30 protein-coding genes, 1 tRNA gene and 3 pseudogenes are annotated in these 26,221 nt (G+C 69.4%); 18 read left to right on the top strand and 16 right to left on the bottom strand.

The genetic code is table 11. The annotated features are described in order from the left end of the window. Window positions 1–28 precede the first annotated feature (28 nt). Window positions 29–460: an SsgA family sporulation/cell division regulator gene (locus tag GA0070612_RS28540; protein ID WP_007457244.1), complete on the bottom strand. Its 432-nt coding sequence runs from the start codon at window positions 458–460 to the stop codon at window positions 29–31. Window positions 461–733: 273 nt separating this feature from the next. On the opposite strand from GA0070612_RS28540, the gene GA0070612_RS28535 reads away from it, so the two are divergent. From GA0070612_RS28535 to GA0070612_RS28515, 4 genes are all read left to right on the top strand, one after another. Further along, complete coding sequence (locus tag GA0070612_RS28535) at window positions 734–1,312, top strand: TIGR02611 family protein (protein WP_197699259.1); 579 nt, start codon at window positions 734–736, stop codon at window positions 1,310–1,312. Between the two features lie 50 nt (window positions 1,313–1,362). After that, a tRNA-Val gene (locus GA0070612_RS28530) sits at window positions 1,363–1,434 on the top strand. Between the two features lie 115 nt (window positions 1,435–1,549). After that, on the top strand, window positions 1,550–1,750 hold the full coding sequence (locus tag GA0070612_RS28525; protein ID WP_157742633.1) for a hypothetical protein: 201 nt from the start codon (window positions 1,550–1,552) through the stop codon (window positions 1,748–1,750). Between the two features lie 429 nt (window positions 1,751–2,179). After that, on the top strand, window positions 2,180–2,407 hold the full coding sequence (locus GA0070612_RS28515; protein WP_157742632.1) for a hypothetical protein: 228 nt from the start codon (window positions 2,180–2,182) through the stop codon (window positions 2,405–2,407). 477 nt (window positions 2,408–2,884) lie between these two features. Here GA0070612_RS28515 and GA0070612_RS28510 read toward each other — a convergent pair whose 3' ends face one another. Continuing rightward, window positions 2,885–3,259, bottom strand: coding sequence for an ArsR/SmtB family transcription factor (locus GA0070612_RS28510; protein ID WP_088990730.1), 375 nt, complete (start codon window positions 3,257–3,259; stop codon window positions 2,885–2,887). 77 nt (window positions 3,260–3,336) lie between these two features. Here GA0070612_RS28510 and GA0070612_RS28505 point away from each other — a divergent pair, with 77 nt between their 5' ends. The 3 genes from GA0070612_RS28505 to GA0070612_RS28495 all read left to right on the top strand — a co-directional run bounded on the left by GA0070612_RS28505 (window position 3,337) and on the right by GA0070612_RS28495 (window position 5,627). Then, window positions 3,337–3,804 carry an ArsI/CadI family heavy metal resistance metalloenzyme gene (locus GA0070612_RS28505; protein WP_088990729.1) on the top strand — a complete coding sequence of 156 codons (468 nt, stop codon included), beginning with the start codon at window positions 3,337–3,339 and terminating at the stop codon, window positions 3,802–3,804. A 480-nt stretch (window positions 3,805–4,284) separates the two neighbouring features. Beyond that, entirely contained in the window at window positions 4,285–4,515 is a 231-nt protein-coding gene (locus GA0070612_RS28500) for a hypothetical protein (RefSeq protein ID WP_231924373.1), read from the top strand. Window positions 4,516–5,393: 878 nt separating this feature from the next. Further along, window positions 5,394–5,627, top strand: a complete 234-nt coding sequence (locus GA0070612_RS28495) for a hypothetical protein (RefSeq protein WP_088990727.1) — start codon at window positions 5,394–5,396, stop codon at window positions 5,625–5,627. Between the two features lie 20 nt (window positions 5,628–5,647). On the opposite strand, the gene GA0070612_RS28490 is transcribed toward GA0070612_RS28495, so the two are convergent. Next, window positions 5,648–5,971, bottom strand: a complete 324-nt coding sequence (locus GA0070612_RS28490; RefSeq protein WP_088990726.1) for a hypothetical protein — start codon at window positions 5,969–5,971, stop codon at window positions 5,648–5,650. A 402-nt stretch (window positions 5,972–6,373) separates the two neighbouring features. Between GA0070612_RS28490 and GA0070612_RS28485 the strand changes: the two genes are divergently transcribed. Continuing rightward, entirely contained in the window at window positions 6,374–6,637 is a 264-nt protein-coding gene (locus GA0070612_RS28485; RefSeq protein WP_157742631.1) for a hypothetical protein, read from the top strand. A gap of 29 nt (window positions 6,638–6,666) precedes the next feature. On the opposite strand, the gene GA0070612_RS28480 is transcribed toward GA0070612_RS28485, so the two are convergent. After that, window positions 6,667–6,927, bottom strand: a complete 261-nt coding sequence (locus GA0070612_RS28480; protein WP_157742630.1) for a hypothetical protein — start codon at window positions 6,925–6,927, stop codon at window positions 6,667–6,669. A gap of 167 nt (window positions 6,928–7,094) precedes the next feature. Here GA0070612_RS28480 and GA0070612_RS28470 point away from each other — a divergent pair. After that, window positions 7,095–7,535 (top strand): annotated as a pseudogene (locus GA0070612_RS28470) (nucleoside monophosphate kinase); the annotation flags it as partial. A gap of 85 nt (window positions 7,536–7,620) precedes the next feature. Here GA0070612_RS28470 and GA0070612_RS28465 read toward each other — a convergent pair. After that, window positions 7,621–8,460, bottom strand: coding sequence for an NAD(P)H-binding protein (locus GA0070612_RS28465; RefSeq protein WP_088990721.1), 840 nt, complete (start codon window positions 8,458–8,460; stop codon window positions 7,621–7,623). Between the two features lie 108 nt (window positions 8,461–8,568). Here GA0070612_RS28465 and GA0070612_RS28460 point away from each other — a divergent pair, with 108 nt between their 5' ends. After that, entirely contained in the window at window positions 8,569–8,931 is a 363-nt protein-coding gene (locus GA0070612_RS28460) for a winged helix-turn-helix transcriptional regulator (protein ID WP_088990720.1), read from the top strand. A 421-nt stretch (window positions 8,932–9,352) separates the two neighbouring features. Here GA0070612_RS28460 and GA0070612_RS32970 read toward each other — a convergent pair. Together GA0070612_RS32970 and GA0070612_RS32965 are read right to left on the bottom strand one after the other, a co-directional pair. Further along, window positions 9,353–10,096, bottom strand: a pseudogene (locus tag GA0070612_RS32970) (DUF5984 family protein); the annotation flags it as partial. A 62-nt stretch (window positions 10,097–10,158) separates the two neighbouring features. Next, window positions 10,159–10,777 (bottom strand): annotated as a pseudogene (locus GA0070612_RS32965) (DUF4291 domain-containing protein). Between the two features lie 73 nt (window positions 10,778–10,850). Between GA0070612_RS32965 and GA0070612_RS28440 the strand changes: the two are divergent. Next, the gene (locus GA0070612_RS28440) at window positions 10,851–11,324 is read left to right on the top strand and encodes an SRPBCC family protein (RefSeq protein ID WP_231924371.1); all 474 of its coding nucleotides are present in this window, start codon (window positions 10,851–10,853) and stop codon (window positions 11,322–11,324) included. A 36-nt stretch (window positions 11,325–11,360) separates the two neighbouring features. On the opposite strand, the gene GA0070612_RS28435 is transcribed toward GA0070612_RS28440, so the two are convergent. Together GA0070612_RS28435 and GA0070612_RS28430 are read right to left on the bottom strand one after the other, a co-directional pair. Continuing rightward, window positions 11,361–11,909 carry a nucleotidyltransferase family protein gene (locus GA0070612_RS28435; protein ID WP_231924370.1) on the bottom strand — a complete coding sequence of 183 codons (549 nt, stop codon included), beginning with the start codon at window positions 11,907–11,909 and terminating at the stop codon, window positions 11,361–11,363. 28 nt (window positions 11,910–11,937) lie between these two features. Beyond that, window positions 11,938–12,795, bottom strand: coding sequence for a LysR family transcriptional regulator (locus tag GA0070612_RS28430; RefSeq protein ID WP_088990717.1), 858 nt, complete (start codon window positions 12,793–12,795; stop codon window positions 11,938–11,940). 100 nt (window positions 12,796–12,895) lie between these two features. Between GA0070612_RS28430 and GA0070612_RS28425 the strand changes: the two genes are divergently transcribed. The 4 genes from GA0070612_RS28425 (at window position 12,896) to GA0070612_RS28410 (ending at window position 19,784) form a co-directional block, all read left to right on the top strand. Beyond that, window positions 12,896–13,774, top strand: coding sequence for an NmrA family NAD(P)-binding protein (locus GA0070612_RS28425; protein ID WP_088990716.1), 879 nt, complete (start codon window positions 12,896–12,898; stop codon window positions 13,772–13,774). Window positions 13,775–14,758: 984 nt separating this feature from the next. Continuing rightward, window positions 14,759–17,464, top strand: coding sequence for a penicillin acylase family protein (locus GA0070612_RS28420; RefSeq protein WP_088990715.1), 2,706 nt, complete (start codon window positions 14,759–14,761; stop codon window positions 17,462–17,464). A gap of 125 nt (window positions 17,465–17,589) precedes the next feature. After that, complete coding sequence (locus GA0070612_RS28415; protein ID WP_088991825.1) at window positions 17,590–18,414, top strand: TIGR02452 family protein; 825 nt, start codon at window positions 17,590–17,592, stop codon at window positions 18,412–18,414. Between the two features lie 182 nt (window positions 18,415–18,596). Continuing rightward, entirely contained in the window at window positions 18,597–19,784 is a 1,188-nt protein-coding gene (locus GA0070612_RS28410) for an amidohydrolase family protein (protein WP_088991824.1), read from the top strand. A gap of 15 nt (window positions 19,785–19,799) precedes the next feature. Here GA0070612_RS28410 and GA0070612_RS28405 read toward each other — a convergent pair whose 3' ends face one another. Continuing rightward, entirely contained in the window at window positions 19,800–21,065 is a 1,266-nt protein-coding gene (locus GA0070612_RS28405; protein WP_088990714.1) for a prolyl oligopeptidase family serine peptidase, read from the bottom strand. Between the two features lie 214 nt (window positions 21,066–21,279). On the opposite strand from GA0070612_RS28405, the gene GA0070612_RS28400 reads away from it, so the two are divergent. Continuing rightward, window positions 21,280–21,963 (top strand): hypothetical protein, encoded by a 684-nt coding sequence (locus GA0070612_RS28400; protein ID WP_157742629.1) that lies wholly within the window; start codon window positions 21,280–21,282, stop codon window positions 21,961–21,963. A 120-nt stretch (window positions 21,964–22,083) separates the two neighbouring features. Then, a complete protein-coding gene (locus tag GA0070612_RS28395) occupies window positions 22,084–22,284 on the top strand; it encodes a hypothetical protein (protein WP_088991823.1) in 201 nt (66 codons plus the stop codon). 60 nt (window positions 22,285–22,344) lie between these two features. Here GA0070612_RS28395 and GA0070612_RS28390 read toward each other — a convergent pair whose 3' ends face one another. The 5 genes from GA0070612_RS28390 to GA0070612_RS32740 all read right to left on the bottom strand — a co-directional run bounded on the left by GA0070612_RS28390 (window position 22,345) and on the right by GA0070612_RS32740 (window position 24,729). Further along, entirely contained in the window at window positions 22,345–22,578 is a 234-nt protein-coding gene (locus GA0070612_RS28390) for a holin (RefSeq protein WP_088990712.1), read from the bottom strand. A 150-nt stretch (window positions 22,579–22,728) separates the two neighbouring features. Continuing rightward, on the bottom strand, window positions 22,729–23,505 hold the full coding sequence (locus GA0070612_RS28385; RefSeq protein WP_231924369.1) for an SAM-dependent methyltransferase: 777 nt from the start codon (window positions 23,503–23,505) through the stop codon (window positions 22,729–22,731). A gap of 219 nt (window positions 23,506–23,724) precedes the next feature. Next, window positions 23,725–24,111 (bottom strand): hypothetical protein, encoded by a 387-nt coding sequence (locus tag GA0070612_RS28380; protein ID WP_088990710.1) that lies wholly within the window; start codon window positions 24,109–24,111, stop codon window positions 23,725–23,727. A gap of 95 nt (window positions 24,112–24,206) precedes the next feature. Continuing rightward, on the bottom strand, window positions 24,207–24,611 hold the full coding sequence (locus tag GA0070612_RS32745; protein ID WP_088990709.1) for a (4Fe-4S)-binding protein: 405 nt from the start codon (window positions 24,609–24,611) through the stop codon (window positions 24,207–24,209). Further along, complete coding sequence (locus GA0070612_RS32740) at window positions 24,604–24,729, bottom strand: N-acetyltransferase (RefSeq protein WP_167393683.1); 126 nt, start codon at window positions 24,727–24,729, stop codon at window positions 24,604–24,606. Before GA0070612_RS32740 ends, GA0070612_RS32745 begins: the two co-directional genes overlap by 8 nt. A gap of 114 nt (window positions 24,730–24,843) precedes the next feature. Here GA0070612_RS32740 and GA0070612_RS28370 point away from each other — a divergent pair, with 114 nt between their 5' ends. Beyond that, window positions 24,844–25,563, top strand: a complete 720-nt coding sequence (locus GA0070612_RS28370) for a hypothetical protein (protein WP_088990708.1) — start codon at window positions 24,844–24,846, stop codon at window positions 25,561–25,563. 80 nt (window positions 25,564–25,643) lie between these two features. Here GA0070612_RS28370 and GA0070612_RS28365 read toward each other — a convergent pair whose 3' ends face one another. Further along, on the bottom strand, window positions 25,644–26,153 hold the full coding sequence (locus GA0070612_RS28365) for a MarR family winged helix-turn-helix transcriptional regulator (protein ID WP_231924368.1): 510 nt from the start codon (window positions 26,151–26,153) through the stop codon (window positions 25,644–25,646). Window positions 26,154–26,221 lie beyond the last annotated feature (68 nt).

Below are 26,221 nucleotides of genomic sequence, written 5' to 3'. Positions count from 1 at the left end.
GGTTGGCCGGTGTTGCTCTTTCGGGCGGTCAGCGACCGGCGAGCAGCCGGTTCACCGCCGTGTCGACGTCCAGGTGCTCGGCCTCACGGCCGCGCGGGACGACGACGTACGTCCGTCGAAGGAAACGCACCAGGACGCTGCGCGGCACCTCGAAGAGGGCGTTGCCGTCCGGTGATGAGAGGGCCAGCGCGACGAAATCGCCGCGCGGTGTGGCCCAGGGCCAGACCCGCACGTCCCCGATGCCGGCCGGCTCGTCCAGGCCGGTGACCAGAAGTTCGCGAGCGAACGACCAACTCACCGCCTCGCCCCCGGCCGACTCGGCATGGAACAGGACATGGACCGCATACGGGTCAGCAGGGTCGTAACGCAGACTGGCACGCACCGGCAAGGCGGTGGCGTCAGGCGCGACGAGCCTTAGCGACGTCTCGACCTCTACGGTCGTCGGTCGGATGACACTCATGGACGTTCTCCCCCCGGCACCGCTGCGGAACGCGCGTGTCCCGCTTTTCCCATACTCAGGTGCTACTCCTGGCTACGCTCCGCCATACGCTGACTTCACCCAGTGGTGGGAAGGGGGACGGAAAGGCCGCGTGAATGTGAGAATTCATGTAGGATTTCCGGTTCTGCCCAGTGCGTGATCCCGCCCGGCATCGGGTGGCTCAGTCGTCGACTTACTCCGGTAACGTCCAGTCGGGCGTTGCAGTGACGGGCCCGAGCGACACTGGGGGGTGAAATGGTGGCGAAGCGATCCTCAGTGGATCAGGCGACGGCGCCCGGCCCGCCGAACGTCGCGGTCCGAGTAGCCGAAAAGCGGGGGGACGAAGTGCCGATGGAGCAGCCCGAACGGGCCGATCGGCCGCGGCTCGACGCCGGCCGTGCCGGTGGGATCCTCGTGGTCGCGGACCGGCCGCGCCGACCACGCTGGCGGGAACGGATCTCGATGACCCTTGACCTCATCCGCGCCAACCCCACCGGCCGCATCGCACTCAAGATCTTCATCGCGATCGCCGGTGCGCTCGTGGTGACCATCGGCATCGCCCTCATCCCGCTACCCGGACCGGGCTGGCTGCTGGTGATCGCCGGCCTGGGCATCTGGGCCGTCGAATACCACTGGGCGCGCCGGCTACTCGGCTTCACCCGCCGACACGTCCACGGCTGGACGCAGTGGGTGACTCGACAGTCACTCGGCGTGCGAATCGTGCTCGGCTCCGTCGGCCTCGTCTTCGTCGCCACAGTGGTCTGGCTGTCCCTCAAGTACAGCCTCGGCATCGACGTGATCGCCGAGGCGATGCACTACCTCGCGACGCACTGACCCCGGATTTCCGGTCCGGTTCCACGATCGGGTAGAGTCAGTGTCGCTGAGGGCGATTAGCTCAGTGGGAGAGCGCTTCGTTCACACCGAAGAGGTCGCTGGTTCGATACCAGCATCGCCCACTCTCAGTTCTGGCAGTTCAGAGGCCGCTTCCCGGGTTCGGGAGGTGGCCTTTCTGCTTAGGTGGAGCAGTCGCGGCCGATGTGTCTCTGATGCACTTCCGGGAGGGCGGTGGACGTGACAGACGTGCTGAGGGTGCAGGACCTTCGCCTGGTGTGCGGCGTGCTGCTGGACATGGTGGAGGAGCGGTTCGGCGCGGAGATCGATCTTTCGGGCGTCGGTGTCGATCTCTACTGGAACGTCGACCTGGAGACCGCGTTCGCCCCCTTGGGTCCCACCAGCAGTTTCCCAGGTCACCGCAGTGTCCTGGGGATCTAGGAGGAGGCGGTGGAGGATGTCCGCTACCTCGTCGACGAGGCGAGATGTCGCAAGATGCCGCCCGGCTGCGGCGTGAACCGACCAGGCAGGAGAGTCGACAATCCTGATCGCGGTGCCCAGCCCCTGATCGTCAGGGAACTCCATGCCCCTAACCTGCCAGGCGACCAAGGGGCCAGGCAGGGTTGGGGTTAAGTTTCAAGCCTCAGCCTCACGAGCGCGTGCCCGTTTCGTGCCCGATCCAGCGGTCAACACCGGCTACCAGCGGCCCGCCACCCCGCTTCACTCGGTCATCTGGCCCTTCAACACCAGCAGACACTGCGCTCGCCGGCCCTGACTCGACACGATTCCCGAGCTGACAGTCGACACCATCCAAACCGACGGTCCGGGCGCACCCTCCGGCGAGGCCGGATGGATGTACGGTCCATCGCCATGAGCTATGACCTGATCTTCGTGTCCCGAAGCGACGACCAGTCCCGGGATGACGCGTTGGAGGAGGCGGCAGAGGAGGCCGACAGCGACGACCGGCCAAGCGCCGAGGCTTGGGCCCGACTGGTGGCGGCGGCCCGGCGGGTGCTCGGTGAGGTTGCCGTGAGGGTCTTCGATGAGGTCGCGGCATCCTTCGCGGCACGGGGGATTTCCAGCCCCAGCAACGGCTGAGTGACTATCTGGGTGACGACGGGTACGAGTGACGGCGGACGTCCACGGGCGACCATGGACGGCTACCGCAGGCTGATGCCCAGAACAGTGCAGTTCGGCGGGTCACGTTGGTTGCCTGGCGGTCAAGGGGTCGCAGGTTGACAGCCATAGGAGCATCGGGATGGCAGGTCACCTGCGGAGGCGTGCCGGAGTTGGTACTTCCACGTTGCTCCTCGCGGCCGGGACTGCGCACAGCAGCGGGCGGAGGGTGTCGATGAGCCTCTGAACCGGAACGCGGATGTCGTCGCGTACCTGGCGGACGACAGCGAAGGGCTGGCTGGCCACCTCGGTCGGCCACAGGTTTCCCAGGTCCGTTCGCTGCGGGACCAGGCCACGGCAGGCAGGCCGAACATCAGGTCAGCCGGTACCGGATCAGCGCGCCCAGGGCCAGGGCGGTGCCGGTGAGCTCCGCCGAGGCCCGCCGGGGCAGACCGAGGTTCACCCGGTACTGCTGGCGGCCGGGGCGGCGGAGATGTCCAGGAGTGCGCCGAGATGACGGAACGCTTCCGGCTTCACCCGGTACCAGACCCAGGTGCCGCGCCGTTCCGAGTCGACCAGGCCCGCCTCACGCAGGACCTTGAGGTGGTGGGAGATGGTCGGCCCGGACAGGTCGAACGCCGGGGTCAGGTCGCAGACGCACATCTCCGGCACCGAGGCGATCATCGACATCAGCCGCAGCCGGATCGGGTCACCGAGGGCTTTGAACAGCGGTGCGACCATCGCCGCCTGTTCGGCGTCCATGGGGCGGACCGCGAGCGGCGAGCAGCAGGCCACGGCGTTGAGGTCCACCACCGGCAGCTCTTGTTTCGACATGCCTCTACCTTGACAGATATCAAAACAGGGTGCAACGTAGCTCTTGCTTTGATAAGCATCTAGATAAGGAGATGGCTGTGTCCCGTGTCCAGCTCGCCCTGCGCGTATCCGACCTTGAAGGCTCCGTGGCCTTCTACGCCAAGCTGTTCGGCGTCGAGCCGGCCAAGCGCCGTCCCGGTTACGCCAACTTCGCCATTGAGAACCCGCCACTCAAGCTCGTGCTCCTTGAGAGCGAGGCCGACCAGCCCACTGTCATGGACCACCTCGGCGTCGAGGTTGCCAGCACCGACGACGTCCACGCCGCCGCCAAGCGCCTCACCGACTCCGGTCTCATCACGCTCGAAGAGAACAACACCGAGTGCTGCTACGCGCTCCAAGACAAGGTATGGGTGCGCGGCCCCGGCAACGAGCCGTGGGAGGTCTACACCGTCAAGGCCGACGCCGACACCCTCACCAAGACGACCGAGGGTGAGTGCCGCTGCGGCGAACCGACCGACGCCGAGAAACAGCCGGCCACCAGTGGAGCCCCGTCGAACTGCTGCTGATCGTTACGCCCTCGCGCGCCCGTCCTCGATCCAGGAGGCGGGCGTGCAGTGCTGGGCACAAACGCGATACGCAGATCTCGCAACCGAGTCGCCAGTCACGACGCCTTCGCCTCGCACGATCGGTCGTTACTGCCGGATTTTCTCTGTTCTGGATCAAGTCGGCGCGCTCTGCGTGCGGTGCGAGGCGGCAAGCCCGGCCGGCGGCAAGCTGCCCCGGCCGCCTACGGCCTCGGGGCGGCGAGCCACCGACAGCCGCCGGGACACCGCCCCACCGACCCGAGGGACCAGTTCCAGCGAGCCCGTGACGGAGGCCGACGGGTCGGCCTGATCGCGTGGACAGGGCTTCCGGTGTTGGCCATGAACGACCATCGGCACCCGAACATAGAACCAGGTCGGAGCCATGGTCACGGCTCTGACCTGGTGGGTGACGGACAAGTCGACCGGTACGCCGGATTCTGCTGGAGCCGTAGGGTGCGGGACATGCCTGAGGAAGAGGAAGTTGTTCTTCACCTTGACCTGCCGACAGCTACTGCGCTCGCGGACCTGATCTACAACGTCGGCGAGCATCAGGCCGCCGGCATACCAATCGCTCAGTTGTCGACGGACGACAGCGAACGGCTCGGGAGGGTGCTCCATGACCTGTGGCGAGCCCTGGGCGTCCCGCTTCCATACGGCGACCTTCGCGGGAGGGAACCTCGTCGCCGAGTCTGATGTCGTTTCCGCGCCGTGAGTGGCCGACAGCAGCGGTGACAGCAACGCGTCGACACAAGGGCAACCGCCGGCAGCCGGACGCAGACGGGCGTCCGAGGTCGCGGATCCGGACGGACCCCGCCGGACGACGCGCCTAGAACTTACAAGCGAGGGGTCGCAGGTTCGAAACCTGCCGCCCCCACCCTGCACCATCAGCAGTCACCGTCCCGGGAAGATCGTTCCCCGGGGCGGTGACAGATCTGCGACGCCTCAGCGCGCTGGTCGCGGCAGGTCCGGATACCTGCTGCTTTCCCAGCGGTGAGTGATATGCCGCCCGAAGGGGTGGCTACGGTGATGCCGTGGACGAAGGTTGGGAAGCGCGGATGGCAGCCCGCGCCCGTGGTCGCGCAAACGAGCGGATCGTCCGGAGGCAGTCGCTCGAACGCGGCCGTCTCGGGCATGTCGGGCACCACCTGCACCGGACACCGCTTGGCACGGAGTGCTCATGCGGCAGCGATTTCCAAGACGCGTGCTACGTCGGAGAGGGCGAAGACCAGGCTTGGTGGGCGTGTCAGCGATGCGCGGTGTGTGATCGGCAGGGCGTCCTGCTTGAGGGTGCGGTGCCCTGACATATGCGGTGCCGTGGCAGGGCGTTGCCTGGGTGGCCATCCTGTCGCCCCTGCCTTACTGGATTGTCGCGCATCACCTGGCGGAGCTGCGTCGCACATCAGCTGGCGGATCACAGCCGGACTGCCGGCGTCCCGGGACACGACATGTCTGGTCCCGCCACATGCTTGACGGATGCGTCCCAGGAGATGCTTGACGGTTGACCTAGGTTCTAGGGTTTGCCGGGCTCGGCTCTGGGCCTCGTATCGTGCCCGACGTGGCATCGTTACCGCATGATCCGTCTTGTGGCCGAGGATCCGGCCGTAAGCCTGGACGAGGGACAGGCCAGGCGAATCCAGTTCTGGTTGCTGGAGATGGTGCCCGCCCGCAGCTGCGATGTCCGACGTGCACCGACCGTCGAGATCACCATCACGGGGCCCTACGCGGATGAGCTGTATCCGCCGCTGTTGGAACGGGTGGAAGCCATTGCCGGGTGCCGCTTCGGAGTGATTACTAACGGCGGCTGACCTCGTCGAGGCGCAATGCGTCATTGGTCGTGCTCCGCAGGACGGTTCGGCCGAGCTGGCACGGCGGTTAGCTGGGCGACCTTGCCCGGCCGGCTGGCTTTCGGATTCCGCACGGGTTGGTCGGTGGTGCGTCGCACGGTGCGCATGCCGTCGTCGCAGGCGATGGCCAGTTCGGTCTCGGTGACATTGATGGTGACGGTTTTGTCAGCATGCACGCGGCCGAGGGCGACTTTCTGCCCGACCATCATCACGACGCCGCTGTTGGAGGCGCGGCGGCGAGTCTGCCGGTGCGGAGTCGATTTGCCCTGCCAGCCCAGCACCGAATCCCGATCGAGCGCGGCCACTGGCCCGGGAACGGTGAGCGGTGACCAGCGGCGCAAAGCAGAAGACCCTGGCGGATCACCTGCTAGGACGCCACCGTTGGTGCGTCGGCTGCCGGACTTGGTGGTCGCGGCTGGTCCCGTGGACGCGCCAGTGTCGCTGGCTCGAGCGTCGCCGAGTTGGATGACCTAGGACGATGCCTGATCCGGCCGTCGGCGCCGGCGATGCAGCGCGCCCGGCGGGGCGGATCGGCGGTTCGGGCCTGCTGTCGCCGCGCCTACCGTCATCGGTTCGGGTCAGGCGGTGCCACGGCCGTCGGACCGGAAGGAGATCGGGCGGGTTGGCTTGGGGTTGCCGACTAGTCTCGCAATGGCAGCGAGGCTAACCGGGAGTCGCTCGGCGGGAGATCAGTGGTGGGGCGTGTCGTGCTCGAACTCATGGTGCCAGTGCTCTTTCTCGTGATCGGGCCAGCCCTCGCCAGCGACTATCGCGGCATCGCGACGAAGCACATCGAGCTGTCGATGCGATTCGTTCGTCCGGTTAGTCCCTTCCGCTGGGATGACGACCAACTCGCGCGACGCCGCGCCTTCTTCATTGTGTTCGACAGGCTCCTCGGGGTGATGGTGACGTTGGCTGGCGTGGGGATGCTGTTTGCTGCGGGGCACTCGCTGCTGAACGGGCGCGTGTAGGTCCACCAGGTGGTGCCCCGACACTCGGTTCACGCAAGGTCGATGATGACGAATCCCGGTAGGTCAGGCTCAGCCGGCGGCGTGACGGGGAACGTCCCACCCAGCGCCTCCGGTGCCCATCCAGCGCGGAGCCCGTAACGGACAAGAACGCGGACGTCCTCAGCTGTCGGAGAGGGGTACGTCTCCCGACTGCCGTGCACGTCGGTCTCGACGTACTGACCACCGGAGGCGACGGTGGGCCGCTCGGTCACGTCGACCTGTAGGGCGCGACCGTTCTTCCCCCACCCCACACGCGGATCCTGATGTAGCGGTGCAGGAGCCCGTCGGGGCCGAGGGCGGACCGAATGTCGGCCTTCCAGGTGAACTCCCGGCCGTCGATGTGGAGCTTCCGTAGCCTGTCAGCGCAGGCAACGTCTTCCGCGAACACGTCCACCGGCGGACTCCGCGGGGCGAGGAGGCGAACGGGTATATGCAGGCCGGAGATCTTGTCCCGGACGAGCTGATGGTCAAGGCCGTCGCCCAAGCCCTGGCCCGCGTCGACGGCGGATGGGTGTTGTACGGCTTCCCGCGCGGGATCCGTCAGGCCGAACTGCTGACGCAAAGCGGCCACGTCCCCGACACAGTGATCGAACTCGTCCTGACCGAGGACCAATTCCGCCTGGCCGTTCACCGCCGGGTGGAACGACGGATGGAACTGGACCCCGGGCAAGCTGAGCGACGCGACGAACTCCTGCTGATGTACGCGCATGCACAGGAGAACCACGAGAAGCAGATCGAGCCGCTGCGTGCCTACTACCGGGCCCATGGCCTGTGGCAAACCGTCAGCGGGTCCGGCGACTGTGACGACGTGGCAGCCAGGCTGATTCCAGCCGCCTCCGATGACCAGCGCCGCCCGTGAGATCGGGCAGGTAGGTCGGCGGCCCGTCCCCGGAGGCTGGGTTGGGCCCTACCGAAGCCCAGGGCAGCCCGATCGGCGCGACGCATCAGCGGAAGGCGGCGATGGTGCGCGTCGCCCAGTCGGCGAAGGGGCGGGGTGGTCGACCCAGCACCTCGGCAACGTGCGGGCTGATCCGCTGTTCGGCGTTGGTGGGCGTACCGAGGATCGCCAGCGTGCCCTCGACCACCGGGGGTGGCATGAACCGCAGCATCTGCTCGCGGGCCTCGTCGGGCGTCTGGTGCACGAAGCCGATCGGCTCACCGAGCGCGGCGGCGAGGTCGGCGACCCGTTCGCGTGGCGTGCTCAGGGCTGGGCCGGTCAGTTCGTAGGTGCGGCCGTTGTGCGAGCCGTCGAGCAGGGCGGCGGCCGCCACTTCGGCGATGTCGGCCGGGTCGACCACGGGCAGGCCGACATCGCCGAACGGTGCGGACACCATCCGGGAGCCCCGGATGGGTTCAGCCCAGGCAAGGGCGTTGGAGGCGAAACCGCCGGGGCGCAGGATCGTCCAGCCGAGTCCGGATCGGCGGACGAGATCCTCGATGGCGTTCAGGGGCGTGTGTGATGGCGAGTCCGGCCGTGTGACGACCGCCTGTGAGGACTGAAGCACGATGCGCTCCACACCAGAGGCTTCGGCGACCCGCAGGATCTCGCGCATGTCGAGGTGGGCTCCGGCGCCCTCCACGAGCAGGTACAGCGCTTCGGCGTCGGTGAGCGTCGGGCTCAGGCTTTCTGGCCGTTCGAGGTCCGCGCGGTGGTGGCGAACCCCGTCCGGCAGGGTGATCGGGCGTCGCCCTCGGGATACCGCCGTCACCGCGGAACCCGAGGTCGCAAGAAGTGACGAGAGGGTTCTGCCGACGTTTCCGGTGGCTCCTACAACGACAAACATGTGCGTGTCTCCAGTTCGACCGCGTCGTTCGCGCGGCTGAAGGAGACGCTAGTAGCGCCGATATAGTAGGTACCTAGAGGAAAGTAATGAGTTTGTGACGGAGGGCACGTGCAGCAATCGACGGATCCCGAGCTGGCGTGCCCGGTCGCGCCGGTCGTCGACATCGTGTTCAGCCGGTGGACCACACCGATCCTGTGGGCCCTGCACGAGTACGGCCGGCAACGCTTCGTGGAGCTGGAGCGCCGACTGACCAGCATCACGCCCAAGGTGCTCACGCAGCGGCTCCGCCAACTCGAACGCGACGGCCTCGTGACGCGCACCTACCACGCCGAGGTGCCCCCACGAGTCGAGTACGAGATCACCGAGTTGGGTGCGAGCCTCGGCCCGCTCTTCGCGCACCTGGCCACGTGGGCCGACGCCAGCCTCGGAGAGGTGGAACGAGCACGGCGTGCGTACGACGCCGGGCGGTGAGGCCGCGCCGACGTGATCGGGACCTGCGGGAACGCCATCATGGTGCCGCCAGCTGACGCGCCACCGGTCACCCCGGTGTCCTACCGGGATCGGTTCGGGCGGGTCAGGTGTAGCGGCCATGCTGAGAAGGGTGCGTTCGGCAGTCCCGCGCGCACGTCTGGACGGGTGTCGGCGGTTCCAGTCCGTTCCCCCTCCGCCACCGCCGGTATCGAAGTTCGCAGCGTCTCCCAGGGCGGCGTTTTCCGCGATGGCGGCGGAGTGCCGGTCAGGGACGCCTCGACCCCGCCGGAAGATGTCGCGACCAGAGCGCGGCGAGCTACGGCGTATGGATCGGATGGCGGCTCGCGCGGCGGCAGCCTTCTCCTCGACGCTCGGTGGCCGACGACGTCTGCGTACCCGCCATGTCTGCTCGCGGAAGTGCCTAGCTCGCCGCGGCGTCCGCCCGTTCACCGTCGACGAGCAGCTGGCGTGCGCCTCGACGGACAGCGTCCCAGTCGGTAGCGGGGGAGCGGCCGAGGTTCCTGGCAAGCCAGTGCTGCCGGTCTTCGTGTTCCCGCCGCAGTTGGACGAGATCGAGGTCCACGCCCGGTAGGCCGCCGCGGCGTTCCAACTCCTCGATCCGCTGCCCCATCATGTTCATGAGATCGCGGTGGAGGGTGTGCACGGCCTCACGGTATGCGCTGGTCGGGACGCTGAGCCGCACTGCGTGGTCGGCGGTGAAACCGATCTCGCCGTCGTCCTGGTGCTGCCAGTCCACGGTGATCTCGTCACGAACGCCGCGGGTGGTGCGCCAGAACCGGAGCCGGGGCGGGTTGCGCAGGTAACCGAGGTCCAGGTTGTGCTCGCCGTACCAGATCGCGGCCGTGAGGACTGGATGGCCGGGCGCGTCAGCGTCTCCACCGTCGGTTCGGTACCCGTCCGGTTCCGCCACGAACTCGAGAGGGTCGCACGCCCACTGCGCGGGGTGGGAGTCGATGAACGGCTGCACGTCGTCGGGCACCGGCTCCAGCACCGTGGGTGTGAGGAGGTTGACGTCCTCCCAGAGCCGGGCCAGGTAGTAGTCGACGAAGGGATGCGGGTGGGTCTGCCGGGTGCGGCGCAGCAGCTCCTGCCCGCCTGCTTCGAGCCAGTACCAGCCTTCGGTGAGCCCGAACCAGTGGAGCGTCGGCCGGTCACCGCCCCACGGTGACACCTCGTCCAAGGGGTACAGCTCGAACCGGAACCTGATCATCGAGGCAGTGCCCCGGTGACGTCCGGGCTGGCGTTGACGCTGGCGACGATCGGGGCCGGGGTAGGCGCGTTCGACAGGCAGGTGAGCCGCCGCCTGCTGATCGTCGCCGCTACGCAGAAGGTCCCGGACGCGGTGCACGGTGGGGGTGATGTCCGTGACGGTCACCGTCCAGTCGTCGACGTACCGATCGACTGCCTCGCCGGACAACCCGACCTGCAGCGACCGGTACGGCAGTGCCGTGAGATGCAGTGACCGTTCCGGATCCCACTGAACCCGTACGGGGCTGGTCTTCAGCTGCCGTGACCAGGTCGCCTTGTCGCCGTGCAGGTCCCGGTCGTAGTGGCTCAGGCAGGCCCGCGCCAGCGCCCACTCGAATCCTTCCCGCGTGATGTCGATGGACAGCACACGCTCCTGCCCTGGCTTGGTGGCCCAGCCGCTGCGGTACATCATCCACAGGAACGACGGTTTGATCCATGTCATCCGATCCCGCTTGAAGGGGGGCACGAAACGGTTGGCTGCCACCGCCGGCAGCGCGATCTGCGCGGAGTACGCCTGGTAGACGGTGATGGTGTCGGCCGAGTAGCAGCCGCGGACCTGACGGGTGGGTACGGACACAGCTTGATCGTCACCGATCGGGAGTCGACCGCTCAACCGGGATTCCGCCGTAGCGGTGCTCTAGGCTTCCGACGTGGCGGCGCTGATCGAGATCGTGTCTGTCATCTGCGCCGATCCGACAGTGGTGTTCGACCTGGAACGTGATGTGGACGTTCATGCCGCGTCGCTGCACGGCAGCCGGGAGACGGCCACCACCAGCACGGGTCGACGCCGACTCACGCTCGGGGACGAGGTCACCTTCCGCGCTCGGCATCTCGGTCTGCGTTGGCGCATGACCAGCCGCATCACCGCCTACGAACGTCCGCACCGCTTCGTGGACGAGCAGACGCGGGGTCCCTTCCGCGCCCTCCGTCACGAACATCTCTTTCGAGACGTCGATGGCGGGACGCAGATGATCGACCGAATGACCGTCACCGCGCCTCTGGGGCCGTTGGGAGCGCTGGTGACCCGCGCGCTCGTCGCGCCGTATCTGCGACGGCTGCTCAAGCAGCGGGCAGCCCACATCAAGCAGGTGGCGGAAGCCCCATGCGGTCAGCCCGATCGATGAGTCGTGCGGTGCGACGGGCACGCGTCGCCCTCAGCGCTAGATCTCCAGCCGGAGCCCGGCCCACCGGTCGAGCCATCCCTTGGCCTTGGCGCGGCGCTCGACCGTTGCCCGCCCGGCTGCGTTGTCGAAGGCCGGCGAGGGGCGGACCACCAATCCCACCAGGTCGGTCAGGCCGTGGCAGGCCACCAGGCGAACAGAGTCGCCCCGCAGGGTCACCGCGACACAGGTCGCCGTTTCGGGCCAGCGCGATATCGCGTCCAGGGTGGACGTGTAGGGCTCGTCGCCGTTGCGCAGGTGCATCCGGGCCTGGTTGCGAATCTCCCACGGCACCTCGGGCAGGACCACTGCGGCGCGGGCTTCGGCGCGGGCGTCCTCGCCCGGGTCGAGCTTCCCCGGGTCGAAGTAGGCGACATCCACGTCGCGCTCCGGCGAGACGGGAAGGTTACTGATGGCGTCCCAGACGCGGTTGCGGACGAAGCCGGCACCGATCCACCAGTCCGGTAGCCCAAGGCCGGCCGTGGCCCGGAGGACTCTCATCGCTGCGGGGTCTGACTCGATCACGCCCACAACGTCGCGCGCGCTCATGACCATCTCCGTCCCTTCGAGATCCGCGTCAGCCGCGGAGCAACTGCTTCTCGGGTGATTCGGCGACCTGGCGGGCGACGCGTACGAAGGCCGCCACCGCGGGTGAGCGTGACTCGGCCGGCCAGGCCACCTTCAGCGTCACCGGATCGAGTTCCGGCACGGTGCGGAAGGCGGTGCCCGGCCGGGAGTAGCGCCGAGCCACCCATTCCGGCAGGAACCACACGGCGGTGCCCACCTCGACCAGGTTGAAGATCTGCGCGAGGTCCAGCGGCCGCCGGTCGCCCACCATGCGGGCCTCCTCGGCCGGTGACCCGTCCGGGAGCTGACGGCCGGTCAGGTCGGCGAGGCGGATGGTCGTCCGCGCCGCCAGCGGGTCGGCGGCCGGCAGCGCCACCACGCTCGGCCCGGTCAGCAGCAGCTCGCTGTCCAGCCCGTCCTCGTCTTCGAGCGCCGGGATGAGCGCCACGTCGGCACGCCCGTCGCGCAGCGCCGGCACCTGCTCGCCGCGTCCGCCGAGCAGCAGCTCGACCGGCATGACGTCGTACGCCTCCAGGATCAGCGGTAGGAGCCCGCCGTCGTAGTCGGCCTTGAGCGCCAACCGCAGGGTCGGCGTCTCCTGTCCGGCCCGGCGGGCCCGGCGCTGGGCGGCGCCGATCGCGTCCAGCGCCACCTTGGCGTCGGCCAGCAGGGTCTCGCCGGCCGGGGTCAACGCCACCTGCCGCGTGGTACGGATCAGGAGCTGGACGCCGAGCTGCCGTTCCAGATTGCGGATGGCGCGTGACAGCGGCGGCTGGGCCATCCCGAGCCGGTCGGCGGCCCGGCCGAAGTGCTGCTCCTCGGCCACCGCCACGAAATAGCGGAGCTGCCGTGTCTCCAGATCACTCATATCGCCACGGTATCAATCGAGAGGAAGACGGTCTTTCCGCTCCGCCACGGATCCGCGTTGACTGGCTACGTCAGTTTCCCCACCGAACAGGATGAAAGCCATGATTGTGGTAACCGCTCCGACCGGCACCATCGGCGGCCGTCTGGTCCAGGATCTGCTCGACGTCGGCGCGCCCGTGCGGGTGGTGGCCCGTGACCCGGCACGGCTGGCGCCGGGCGTCGTCGAGCGGGTCGAGGTCGTCCGGGGTTCGCACGGTGACCCGGCAGTCGCAGCCGAGGCGTTCGCCGGTGCCGCTGCCGTCTTCTGGCTGGTGCTGGCCGACCCGCAGTCGACGAGCCTGGACGAGGCGTACTCCGGCTTCACCCGCCCGGTGCTCGACACGCTGGCCACCGTCCCGCGCGTGGTCGGCATCTCGGCGCTGGGCCGCGGCACGCCGGCGGCCCGGCGGGCCGGGCACGTCACCGCGACGCTCGCGATGGACGACCTGATCGCCGCGACCGGCGTACCGTATCGAGCCTTGACCATGCCGTCCTTCATGGACAACGTGCTGTGGCAGCTCGCCCCGATCACCCGCCAGGGCGTCCTGTACGGCCCCACCGCGCCGGACCTGTCCGCGCCCACGGTCGCCGCCCGGGACATCGCCGCGACCGCCGCCCGCCTGCTGCGCGACGACACGTGGACGGGCTTCGAGGAGGTGCCCGTCCTCGGCCCGGAGGATCTCACCCAGAACGAGATGGCCGCCGTCGTCGCCGACGTGCTCGGCCGTCCCGTCCGCTACCAGCAGGTCTCCGGCGAGGCCTACAAGGAGGACATGCTGCGGGCCGGCCGCTCCGAGGCCATCGCCCAGGGCCTGCTCGACATGGCCGTGGCCAAGAACGCGGGCCTGGACAACGGCGTGGCCCGCACCCCTGAATGGAGTACGCCGACCACCTTCCGCCAGTGGTGCCTCGACGTGCTGAAGCCCGCCGCCGACGCCTGACCGGCCGGCTGCGGGCAGCGCCAGGCGTCGCAGCGCGGCCGGACCACGATCGTCGGCGCGTAGCCGGCCTCTGGTGCCACCCACCGCGAACCTCGGATGACGCCGCTCGGCCCGCGCTCGACCCCGCCCGGATGACGGGTCTCCGAGCGCGGGCCGAGGGTACGCACCCGGGCGGTCGCCTCCTCCGTCGGTACCGGGCCGGTCCCGACGTGTGTTCGCGCCACAGGAGCGACCGCGCACGGGCCGCGGCCTGATGCCGCCACGGGCGGGGCCAGCGATGCTCCCGCCCCAGCGGCGGCCGACGGCCCGAGGATCTGCCGGAGCGGCGTGTCGCGAGGATCGGGTGCGCACGCTGAAGCGGGAAGCCTGCGGCGTAGGAAATCAGGGGCCTGGTGTGGGCGAGTTCGCCGTCGGCGATGACGCGGAACGTCCGGTCGCCGACGCCGGAATCGCAGTGGACGCAGCCGAGTGCGAGCAGGGGGAGCCCCGTGCGCCCGGCGGGCCAGGGCAGCGCGGTATGGGGACGCGTAGACATGATCTCTCCAAAGACCTGACGGAAGGCATGGGAACGAACCGACGGTGACGTCGGCAACCCAGGCGCGGGGAAGGTGTCAGGTCTGGAGAGCAGGCGGTGTCACGCGGGGTGAGGTCCTCTCGTGAATGCGTCGGAGGTTGATACCTCGTTGCACGGTAGGCCGGTGCGGGTCGGCGAGGCCAGCCATTTCGGTGCGGTGTCGGGCGGTCGCCGGCCACCGGCACGCCCGTGACCCGGGTGGCCGGTGCGGGGAAATCGGCGAAACGTCGGCATTGGCGCGTGGTGAACGACGGGTATCCCAGATGGTGGTCGTGCGCCGATCATTGCCCGGAGATCGATATGAGTCATTCTCACCTCCCTGTGGATCGCCCGGGCGCGGAGGGCGAGGCGTCGGCACCGTAGCCGGGCGATACCGAACGGCCCTGCTCCGCGTCCCCCGGAGGATCGCCATGCCCCGTACCGCTCTCCGTAACCGGCTCGCGGCGTTCACCGCCGCCACAGTGACCGCGAGCGTCCTGACGGTGATCCCGCCGTCTCCCGCCCTGGCCGCCACCACGTTCGCCGCCAACGACTACTGCCTCGGGCAGTGTTCCGACATCCTGCCCCCGGGGCAGAACGGCAACGCCACGCTCGTCGCCATCCTGGCGCACCAGGCGCTCGGCACCCGCCCGGCGCACTCCAGCGACCAGCTCGACGAGTACGCCAACCTGGTCTACAACTACGCCGGGCTGACCGACGAGCAGATCGCCCACTTCTACAACGACGCCTCGTTCGGCGTCCCGGCCGCGCAGGTGGAGAGCACCGTCTCGCCGCGCGCGGACGTCACGATCGTGCGGGACAAGGCCACCGGCGTTCCGCACATCACCGGCACCACCCGTGCCGGCACGATGTTCGGCGCCGGTTACGCCGGAGCCCAGGACCGGCTCTGGGTGATGGACCTGCTGCGGCACGTCGGCCGCGGCAACGTCACCTCGTTCGCCGGCGGCGCGCCGGGCAACCGCGAGCTGGAACAGAGCGTCTGGGCCAACTCGCCGTACACCGAGGCGGACCTCCAGGCCCAGGTGGAGGCGCTGCGCACCAAGGGTGCGCGGGGCCAGCAGCTCTACACCGACGTGGTCGACTACATCGCCGGCATCAACGCCTACATCGACAAGTCGATCGCCGAGGACAACTACCCGGGCGAGTACGTGCTCGCCGGCGCCGGCAAGCCGAAGCACTTCACCATGACCGACCTGATCGCCACCGCCGGCGTGATCGGCGGCCTCTTCGGCGGGGGCGGCGGCAGCGAAATCCAGTCCGCCCTGGTCCGGGTCGCCGCCCGCGCCAAGTACGGCGCCACCGAGGGCGACCGGGTGTGGGCGGCGTTCCGCTCGCAGAACGACCCGGAGACCGTGCTCACAGTGCACGACGGGCAGAGCTTCCCGTACGGGGCGACGCCACCGGGTGCGACCAGCGCCGTGCTCCCCGACGCCGGGACGGTGGTCGCCGAGCCCCTCGCCTACGACCAGACCGGCGGGGCAGCCTCCCGCGCCGGGGCCAGCACCGCCACCAAGGAGCTGCTCGGCGGCCTGTCCAACCTGCGCGCGCACGGCATGTCCAACGCGGTGGTGGTCTCCGGGCAGCACACCACCAGCGGCAACCCGGTCGCCGTGTTCGGTCCGCAGACCGGCTACTTCGCCCCGCAACTGCTCATGCTCCAGGAGTTGCAGGGGCCGGGGGTCAGCGCGCGCGGCGCGGCGTTCGCCGGGTTGAACCTCTACGTGCTGCTCGGCCGGGGCCAGGACTACGCATGGAGCGCCACGTCCGCCTCGCAGGACCTCACCGACACGTACGCGGTGCCGCTGTGCACCACCGACGGCAGCGCACCGACGCTGCGCACCAACCGGTACCTCTACCGGGGGCAGTGCCTCGCCATGGAGGCGCTGGAGCAGCGCAACTCCTGGTCCCCGACGATCGCCGACTCCACCCCGGCCGGGTCGTACACACTGCGGGCGCTGCGCACCAAGTACGGGCTGGTGGCCTACCGGGGCCTGGTGAACGGCCAGCCGACGGCCTTCACCAAGCTGCGCTCCACCTACCGGCACGAGGCGGACTCGGCGATCGGCTTCCAGGCGTTCAACGACCCGTCGGCGATGGGCGACGCGGCGGCGTTCCAGGCGTCCGCGGCCGGCGTCGGGTACGCGTTCAACTGGTTCTACGTCAACTCGACCGAGGCGGCGTACTACAACTCCGGCTCGAACCCGGTCCGCCCGGCCACCGCCGACCCGAACCTGCCCACGAAGGCGGAGGCGGCGTACGAGTGGGTCGGCTGGAACCCGGACACCAACGACGCCACCTACACACCGGTGTCGGCACATCCGCAGTCGGTCAACCAGGACTACTACGTCAGCTGGAACAACAAGCAGGCGCGGGACTTCGGGGCCGCGGACGGCAACTTCAGCTTCGGCTCCGTACACCGTGGTCAGTTGCTCGACGGCCCGGTGCGCGCCGCGATCGCCCAGCGCAAGCTCGGCCGCGCCGACGTCGTCAAGATCATGGCGGACGCGGCGGTGACCGACCTGCGCGGCCAGCAGGTCCTCGGCGACCTGCTGCGGGTGCTGGACAGCACACCGCTCACCGACCCGGCGCTCACCGACGCGGTGGGCAAGCTGCGGGCCTGGCAGCAGGCCGGTGCCCGGCGGGTGGAGACGTCGCCCGGCTCGAAGGTCTACCAGCACGCCGACGCCATCCGGATCTTCGACGCCTGGTGGCCGCTGCTCGCCTCGGCGCAGTTCCGCCCCGGCCTCGGGCCGGACCTCTACGCCGCGCTGGTCGACGCCATGCAGGTGAACGAGGCGCCGTCGGGCGGCCAGAACGGCGGGCGCGACGGCACCGTGAGCTGGGCCCTGCAGGGTCAGGCGCACAAGGGCTCGTCGTTCCAGCAGGGCTGGTGGGGCTACGTCGACAAGGACCTGCGCACCGTGCTCGGCGACCCGGTGGCCGGCGGCCTGGGCCGCTCGTACTGGACGCCGGTGTTCAGCACCACGACCGGCAACGGCGGCGTCGACAACGCCACCTTCGCCCCGGTCACCGCTCGATACGTGCGGGTGTACGGAGCCAAGCGGGCCACCTCGTACGGGTTCTCGCTCTACGAGTTCGAGCTGTACGGACGGTGAGCGCACCCGGAGGGTCGGCGGGCAACGCTCGCCGGCCCTCCGTGGCGTGCGGAAAGTGCTTGTCGGTAAGGGCTCGGCCTGCCTAGCCTGCTGGCTGTGGACTTTCCCATGCGCCGGGTGTGCCGGTGAGCGGTCGTCTTCGTGAGATCGCTCGGCAGACGGTGGCGATCGCCGGGTCGGGGCGTTACCGCAACGGCAGCGGTGCCGAGGTCGTCATCGGCGATGCGGTACGGGCGGCAATCGCCGGCACCCGTCATCACCTGCCCGACGAGGTCCTCGCGGTGCGGGACGCGAAACCCGGCGTCGGCACTGTGGAGGTGACCCACGAGTCGACGTTGCAGGCGGCCCACCGGCTGGGGCCGGAGGCCGCGTGTCTGGTGTTCGCCTCGGCGAAGAACCCGGGCGGCGGGTTCCTGGGCGGGGCGAAGGCGCAGGAGGAGAGCATCGCCCGCGCATCGGCGCTCTACCCGTGTCTCCTCGCCGCGCCGGAGTTCTACGCGTTCCACCGGGAGCAGGGCGACCTGCGCTACAGCGACCGGGTCATCTACTCCCCGCGCGTGCCGGTGTTCCGGGACGACCGGGGCAACCTGCTCGATCAGTCGTACCCGACGTCGTTTCTGACCGCCGCCGCGCCGAACCTCGGCGCGATCGTCCGTAACCAGCCCACGCACGCCACGGACGTGCCTGCGGTGCTGGCCCGACGTGCCCGGCGGGTGCTGGAGGTCGCGGCCACGCACGGGCACCGGACGGTCGTGCTGGGCGCGTGGGGGTGCGGGGTGTTCCGCAACGATCCCGCCACCGTGGCCGGCGCGTTCGCCGAGGCGCTCCAGGTCGTCGACCGGTTCGACCACGTGGTGTTCGCCATCCACGACGGTCTGCCGGGCACACCGGTGTACCGCACGTTCGTGGAGCGCTTCCCGGGAACCGCCGCGGCCTCGCCGCCGGCCTGATTCCCGCCGGAGGACGTCGCGGGTCGGCTCCTCGCGGCCCCTGACCCGCCGGAGGGAGACCAGATCACCCTGGCGGGGGAGGCTGGGCACCCGGTGGCGGTGCGATCGTCGGGTCACGACCGGTGGTCACCGCGGGGCGAGGACGACGCCGGGGCTGTGGCCGTGCACGAGCTGGGGTGACGATGACGAAGCATGCTGTCCGGGCGGAACGGATGTTCGACGGCGAGCGGCTCGTGGACGGCGGGGTGCTGGTCCTGCTCGACGGCGGGCGCATCGTCGACGTGCGCAGCGGTCGGCCCGAGGCGCCGGAAGGTTGGCCGGTGCGCGAGGCGCCGAACAGCACGCTGCTGCCCGGGCTGGTCGACGCACACGTACACCTGTGCGCGGATGCCGGCCCCGACGCGCTCGGCCGACTCGCGGACCGCGCCGAGGCGGACCTCGACGCCGTCGTCGAGGCGTCACTGCGCGCGCACCTGAGGGCCGGAATCACGACGGTACGCGACCTGGGCGACCGACGTGACGCGGTGCTCCGATGGCGGGGGCGGGGCGTGCGTGACGACCTGCCGACGGTTGTGGCGGCGGGTGCGCCGGTCACCAGCGTCGGCGGGCACTGCTGGGCGCTGGGGGGCGAGGCGCGCGGTGTCGACGGTGTGCGGGAGGCCGTGTGGCTGCGGGCGGCGGCCGGCGCCGACCTGGTGAAGATCATGGCCAGCGGTGGGGTGTTCACCCCCGGTACGGACACCACCCGGCCGCAGTTCACCGACCAGGAGTTGGCCGCCGCCCGCAACCAGGCGCACGACGCGGGCCTGCCGGTGACCGCCCACGCGCACGCGCTCAGCGCTGTCGAGCAGGCGCTGCGCGTCGGGGTCGACGGCATTGAGCACTGCACGTGCGTGACCGCAGCCGGGGCGCGCGTGCCCGAGGAACTCGCGGACCGGCTGGCCGCGTCCGGAATCGCTGTCTGCGCCACGCTCGGCACCGATCCGGCCGTGGTAACGCCGCCGGAGGTGGTGGAGATGGCGGCACGGGCCGGGCTCAGCGAGGCCGCGCTGAGAGCCGGCACTGCCGCCCTGCACCGGGCCGGGGTCCGTCTGGTGGCCGGTTCGGACGCGGGCCTCGGCCCCGCGAAGCCGCACGGGATCCTGCCGGAGACGCTTGTCGACTATGTGGCCTGCGGCATCCCCGCCACCGCCGCCCTGACCGCGGCCACCTCGGTCGGTGCCGAGGTGTGCGGCCTGGGTGGGCGCAAGGGCCGCGTCCACCCCGGGTTCGAGGCCGACCTCCTGATCGTGGACGGTGACCCGACGAGCGACATCACCGTGCTGCGCCGCCCCCTCGCCGTCTACCGCGCCGGTGACCTGGTGAGCTGAGGCGGGCACGGCGGATCACCGACGGCGGCGGGCCATCCACTGCCAGATGTGGGTGCCGTTGAGACTCGGGTCGTTGCGGGCCACGTAGATCCAGGACCAGTGACCGGAGAACTGGTACCCGTTCCACACCACGTTGTCGTACAGGCTCACCAGTGATCCCGGGATGAGGTCGTGGGCGTGGATCGTGTTGGTCTCGGGTGGCACGGTGTCGTCGTCGCGCGAGGTGACCAGCCAGGTCGGGGTGCGGATGCCCGCCAGCTCCGCGTCGGTGATCAGCGGTGGGCCGTCTCCACCGAGCGGCTCGACGACGCCGCAGATCGGCACGGACGCGGCGAACAGGTCGGGGTAGGCGACGGTCATCTCCAGGGACATGTAGCCGCCGTTGCTGCAACCGACCACGTAGATCCGGTCGGGGTCGACACGCTTGCGGCGTACGAGATCCTGGACGATCTCGCGGATCAGCGGGGCGAAGCGGGGGCCGTCCTCCATCCAGTACGAGGTGCTCTGCGGAGCGACGACGTACGCGCCGGAGAAGATCCGCTGGGCCTCCGGGGTGGCGAAACCCAGCGCCCCCCGGTTGGCGCGCAACGTCGTCTCGTTGTCGTAGTAGTCGTCGGGCAGTGACGCACCCTCGCCGCCGCCGTGCAGCCAGAGGATCAGTGGTCGACGACCGTGGTGGGTGGAACGCTCGGGGGAGTACAGCCGGTACTTCAGGCCCGAGCCCGAGACGTGGTGGCTGAAGGCGTCCACCTCGGGATTCGAGAGCCGCCCCTGCACGAAGCGCGTGATGGTGAGCGGTGCGCCGGTGCGCCGGACGAGCGGGGTGTTCTGCGTGATGGTGTAGGCGAGGTCCAGTTGGACGTTACGGCCCCTGCTCAGGATGTAGCCGAGGGTGCCACCACCGGGTTGACCTTCGGCGTGGCTCAACTCCAGCACGATGTTTCCGCGCCGGTCGAGCCGGGCCGCGGTCACCGTGCGGTCCAGGTCGTACTCGCTGAAGATCAGGTCGCCGGGAGCGATCGGGATCGGGCTGGTGGCCTTGGCGTGCACGCTGAACGTGCCGGGGGTGAGCCGGGTGGGGTCGATCGGCCCGAGCCGGCCGGTGTCGAGGGTGACCGAGGTGACCTGCTCCCCGCCGTCGAGCGTTGTCGCGTCCAGGGTGAAGCGCACGCTGGTGGAATGGCGATCACCGGCGTGGGCGGCGGAGCCGGGCAGCGCCAGGCCGATGGCGGCACCGGCGCCACCGGCCAGGACGGTGCGGCGAGTGACAGACGCGGACATGCGGGCCCCCGACCTTGCGATGTCGATGTTCATCGATGGCAGTTCAACCTAGCGCCGCAGAGATCCGCTGGCAACCGGCGCCGCCGAGAGTGGTCAGGGTGCCCCGGCTCGTCGGATCAGTCGGGAGGGTGCCCTTGTCGATCACCGGCAGCGAGCGGAGATGCCGGACGATCAGGTAGTCATGCATTTCGTCTGGGGGTGCCACCATGGGGCCGTGGAACACGAGGCGTTCTATTCGACCACGGCGCAAGTCCTACCGACGATCATGATTGCCTTGGCGGTGGAGGCAAATCTGCTGCTGCAGCGACAGCGGAAGGATCTCGAGGATGCGCACGGCGCGCTTGCCTCCGAGTACGAACAGGCAAAAATGAGAGCCGAGGCTGAACGTGAGCGCCAGCATCCGACCTCGCGTGGGACCAGTGGTAGCACCGTGGGCGCGGGCCGAGCCAGCGTAGGCATCCCCTCGCTTCCGGCACCGTTTTACGAGCATCACAAGAGGCTGTACGAACAGCAGAAGAAGATCTTCAGTAATCATCAGGCGGCGCTGGAGCGGCAGCGCAACGTCGCCATCGTGACCGGCCTCGTGTTCCTGATCGGCGAGATAGCCGCAGTCTCAGCTCTCCTGCTCGGGCCGGGCACGGTGATACCCGTAGAAAGCCGCCTCACAGTGGGGCAATTGTGCGTCCCCTTCGCTGGCTTCGCCATCGTGGCGCTGTCCATCAGCGTTATTGTCCTGCCGGTGCTGCGGTTTCCCAAGCATGACGATCTCACCGCCCCGTATTGGAGATTGAGTCAGAGCGCATCGTTCAGCGGCGCAAAATTTGCACCCCCTGGCCGCGCGAGCGTGGGCAGGGACCTTGTCCCTGCACCGGAAAAACCTGGTGGCGGTCCTCCCTAAACCTGATCCGGCGCGACCACCGTGTTCGTGCCGCTGGTCCACGTCAGATGGACTGCCGACCAGCGGCGCGGATCTTGAAATGTCGTTGTGTGCGGTCGCGTCCCCGCGAGGGTGGTGGACGTGACGGATGTGCTGAGGGTCCAGGACCTTCGCCGGGTTTGCGGCAAGCTGCTGGATGTCGTGGCGGAGTTGCATGCGCTCCTGCGCCCGTCGGCGGACGACGACGTGCTGGTGCTGTGGCACGACCTGCAGCACCTCGCCGGCGTCCTGCGCCTGCTCGCCTACCTCGACCTGCCGACCGTCGATGTTGACGAGAGCTGACGCTGAGACGTCCCCGCAGGCCGAGGCCGGCGGGGACGAACCGTTCGCAGCGACGTGAGGTTACTGCTCGGCACCGACAAGGCTGGGGGAGTCGCCCTCTCCCGACACCTTCGCACTCACCAGTGAGGTGAGCACCGACAGCACCGCGGCACCGGACGCGATGCCACCCGCCGCAGCCCAGTCCGCCTGCCAGGCGTTGAACACGACGTCGGCGCCCCAGTAGAGCAGCAGACCCTGTGCGGCACTCTTCACCGCGCGCTCGGCGGTGGCCTTCCAGAACTTCGTGGTGAACATTGTGCTGCCTCCATGGGTAGGTTCCTCGGCTGGTCCATAAGCCAAGAATGCCTGCTCAGGAGGGGTAAGTGCTTGTCGTCTTTCCGGGCTCGCGGCTCGTCCGTCGGCGGGGAGCACCCCGCCGACGGACGTCACCGGAAGGCGAAGCGCCTACGGTTTGCGCGCGAGGAGGCCAACGAAGGTGTGATAGGTGTCGGTCTGCGTCGGAGCGGGTGCGTCCGGATCCGGACGCCACTCGGCCAGCGGCACCAGCCCTGGCTCCAGCACCGTCAGCCCGTCGGCGAACGAGAGGATCTCCTCGTCCGTACGCCAGCGGCCGGTGCCCAACGACTCGTTGAAGACCCGCTCGACCTCACGGGCCTTGCGGGAGCCCTCCGGGTCGCGCTCACCCGGGTCGCGGAAGTGGGAGATCGCCACGTAACTGCCGGACGGGAGCGCCTCGATCAATTCCGCTGCCACCGCTCGCGGGTCCTCGTCGTCGCCGAGGTGGTGCAGGATCGCGAAGAGCAACAACCCGATCGGCCGGTCGAAGTCGAGGAACCGACGTGCGTCCGGATGGTTGAGGATCTCCTGCGGCGTCCGGATGTCCGCCTGGATCACCGTGGCGGTGCCCTCCGCGGCGAGCAGAGCCCGCCCGTGCGTCAGGACGATCGGATCGTTGTCCACGTATACCACCTGAGCCTTCGGGTTCTGCTCGGTGGCGACTTCGTGCACGTTGCCCTGGGTGGGCAGCCCCGATCCGATGTCGAGGAACTGGTCGATGCCCGCCTCGCTGACCAGGAAGCGGATCACTCGGCGTAGGAAGGCCCGGTTGGCCTGGCCGGCTGCCGGCCCGTCTGGCGTGATCCGCTTCGCGTGCTCGGCCACCTGCCGGTCGACCTCGAAGTTGTCCTTGCCGCCCAGGAAGTAGTCATAGACCCGTGCCACGCTGGGAATACGGGGGTCGATGCCGGGGGGGACCGCTTTGTCGCGGGTCACAGGCGTCTCCATTCGATTCGGACCAGCGCAGGCTGAGGTCTGCGGGCGGCGGTGCCGGTGCTGCGGCGAGTGTAGCGATTGGACGGTCGGAATTTCCGCCCCGGCTGGTACCGCTCCCAACGAGCCGTCCGCTCAGCAGCACACTTGGCGCAGGGTGGCGGTGCGGGATCAGCAGGTTCGCGGCTGCCAGGTCACCTTCGTCACGATCAGGGGCACGTAGAAGTTCCCGCCGCCGGGGCGAACGCACTCCGCGCCGGTGTGGATCGTCCCGAGGTAGTTGTAGGACCACGTGATCTCGGCGTTCCGGGACGTGTGGTTGTAGTAGTTGAAGGCCGTGACGTTGCCGGACCACTCGCTGCTGGTCACCAGGGACGGCGTCGCGGTGGGGCCCTCCGCCGGGTGGTCCCAGTTGGGCCAGATGCAGAACGTGCCCTGCGGGCAGTTGCCGGGCGGCCAGCCTCCGTTTGCCGCCTGGGCGGATGCCGTCGGGGCGGCGGGGGCGGTGGCCAGCACGCCGGCGACGGCTGCGGCGAGAGCGATGGATGTCAACGGCACGATCTACCCACTTCCATAGACAGTAATGGATGGACTTGGAAGCTACCGTGTGGAAAGTTGAGCCGTCAAGCAACGGGGTCGAGCCGGTGGTCCGGTCAGGCGCGGCAGGTGTTGTCGCAGAACGGTCGCCTGGACGACCGGCCGCAGGCGCAGAGGGCCATCCGGGTCTCCCGAAGGGAATCCCGGCCGTGGTCGGTCAGCGTCAGGTCGCCGTGCAGCAGGATCGGTCCGCCCTCCACGGCGGTGACCACTGTCGGGGTGGGTGGGGACTCCTCGGCACCGTCACGAAGGGCGTACCGCAGCGCGCCACTGGGGCAGCGTTCCACCGCCTCGGCGACTGCGGCCGACCCGGCGTTGTCCGGGCTGATCCACGGGCGCGCCCTGACGTCGAAGACCTCCGGTAGCCCGCGCAGGCACTCGGCGAAGTGCAGACAGCGGCGTCCGTCGAAGGTGACGGTGATGTCGGCCCCGTGGTACGACTTCGGCTGCGGGTCACCCATCGTGCCCGCCCAGCACGATCCGGTGGTGGGCGCCGGCGCGGACCAGGTCCTGGTATTCCGGGTGCCTACCGATGAACCTCGCGTAGAACGGGCACAGCGGCTGCACCGCGAGATTCACATATTCCTGTCACCCTACCCGGCGGCCGGGGATCCACGGAGATGGCCCCGGCTCGGAGCAGGGCGGATCCGGGCGCCGGGGCTTCGCCTGGCGACCGCAGAGCACAATGCCGGCATGGGTAGATGGCAGCGCCCGTACTCCCTGGACGCCGCGACCGGCTTCGCGATGGTGGGCCTGGTCGGGGTGGTTGGTTTCGCCACGTTCCTGTCGATCATGTACGTCCGCGAGCGACCGTTCCCCCTGCCCGTCGCGATCCTGATCGGGGTGTGGCTGGCTGTCTGCTTCGCCGTCGCCGTACGGCAGGCGATGCTCGGGGTCTACGTCAGCGCGTTCGGTATCCGGTCCAGGACCCTCCTGCGCACGACCACGGTGCCCTGGCGGTCGGTGGCGTCCGTCGACAGCGGCATCGCCACCATCGCGGGCCTGGACACGGGTCGTTCGGCGATCATCATCGAGCGAACCGACGGCGTACCGATCCAGACCGCGATCCAGCGCGGTGACCTGCTGCGGCCGTTCACGTTCCGACCCGAGTTGGGGCGGTTGGCCACCTGGCCGGAGCACTACGACGAGATCCTGGCGACGCTTCGGGCTCACCACGGTGACGCGCAGCCCCGGCCTGGCGCACCAATCGGCGGGTCGACGCTGCCTTTCGCTGGCGGTGCCGGACCGACGAGCCCGTCCGCCCGAGTGCGCCGACAGCGCACCGCCGGCGGTGTTCCCGGTGCTGATCAGCGGCGGGACATCCACGCGCTGGCTCGGCAACATCAGCGTGGCGCGCTCACCGACGCCGAGTACGCGGCGGCGCTGGCGAAGATCCAGCGCGCGAACGGCTGACCTGCGACGCGCTCGAAACGACGGTGCCCGGTGCTGACGCGAACGCGGCGATCAGTCGGTGACGTGCGAGATGGGTCGGGTCACTGCGGGCGGATGGCCTTGCGGATCGTCGCCGGGAGAGGCAGATCCGTCGCGCCGAGAGCGGCGACGATGCGGTCGGCCACGTTCTGGAGATCCCGCAGCCCGGCGGCATCGAGACCGTCGAAGAGCAGTTTGCGTACGGTCGCCACGTGTGCGGGCGCGGCCAGTCTGACCTTCTCCCAGCCCTGCTCGGTGAGGACGGCGTTCGTGTAACGAGCGTCGTCGGGATCCGGCCGGCGCAGCACCAGGCCGCGCTTCTCCAGCCGGGCGATCAGGTGGGAGATCCGGGACAACTCGGCCCCGGTGAGGATGGCGAGGTCGCTGAGCCGCATCGTGCGATCGGGGCGATCGGACAGGCCGGCCAGAGCGTAGTACTCCAGATGGCTGAGCTGGGCGTCGCGCTGCAACTGCACCTCCAGCGCGACCGGCAGCACGACCGCGACCGCGTGCAGAGCGCGCCAGGCGCGCATCTCGTCCGCAGTCAGCCAGGTCGGGCCTTCGGTCGCCACGGCACCGAGTCTACCGTCACATGAACCTTCACGTATCAGCCTGCTAGCGTCTTGCATGAAAGTTCATG

Source organism: Micromonospora chokoriensis (genome assembly GCF_900091505.1).
GTDB lineage: Bacteria > Actinomycetota > Actinomycetes > Mycobacteriales > Micromonosporaceae > Micromonospora > Micromonospora chokoriensis.
This window is presented reverse-complemented; position numbering and strand designations above follow the sequence as displayed.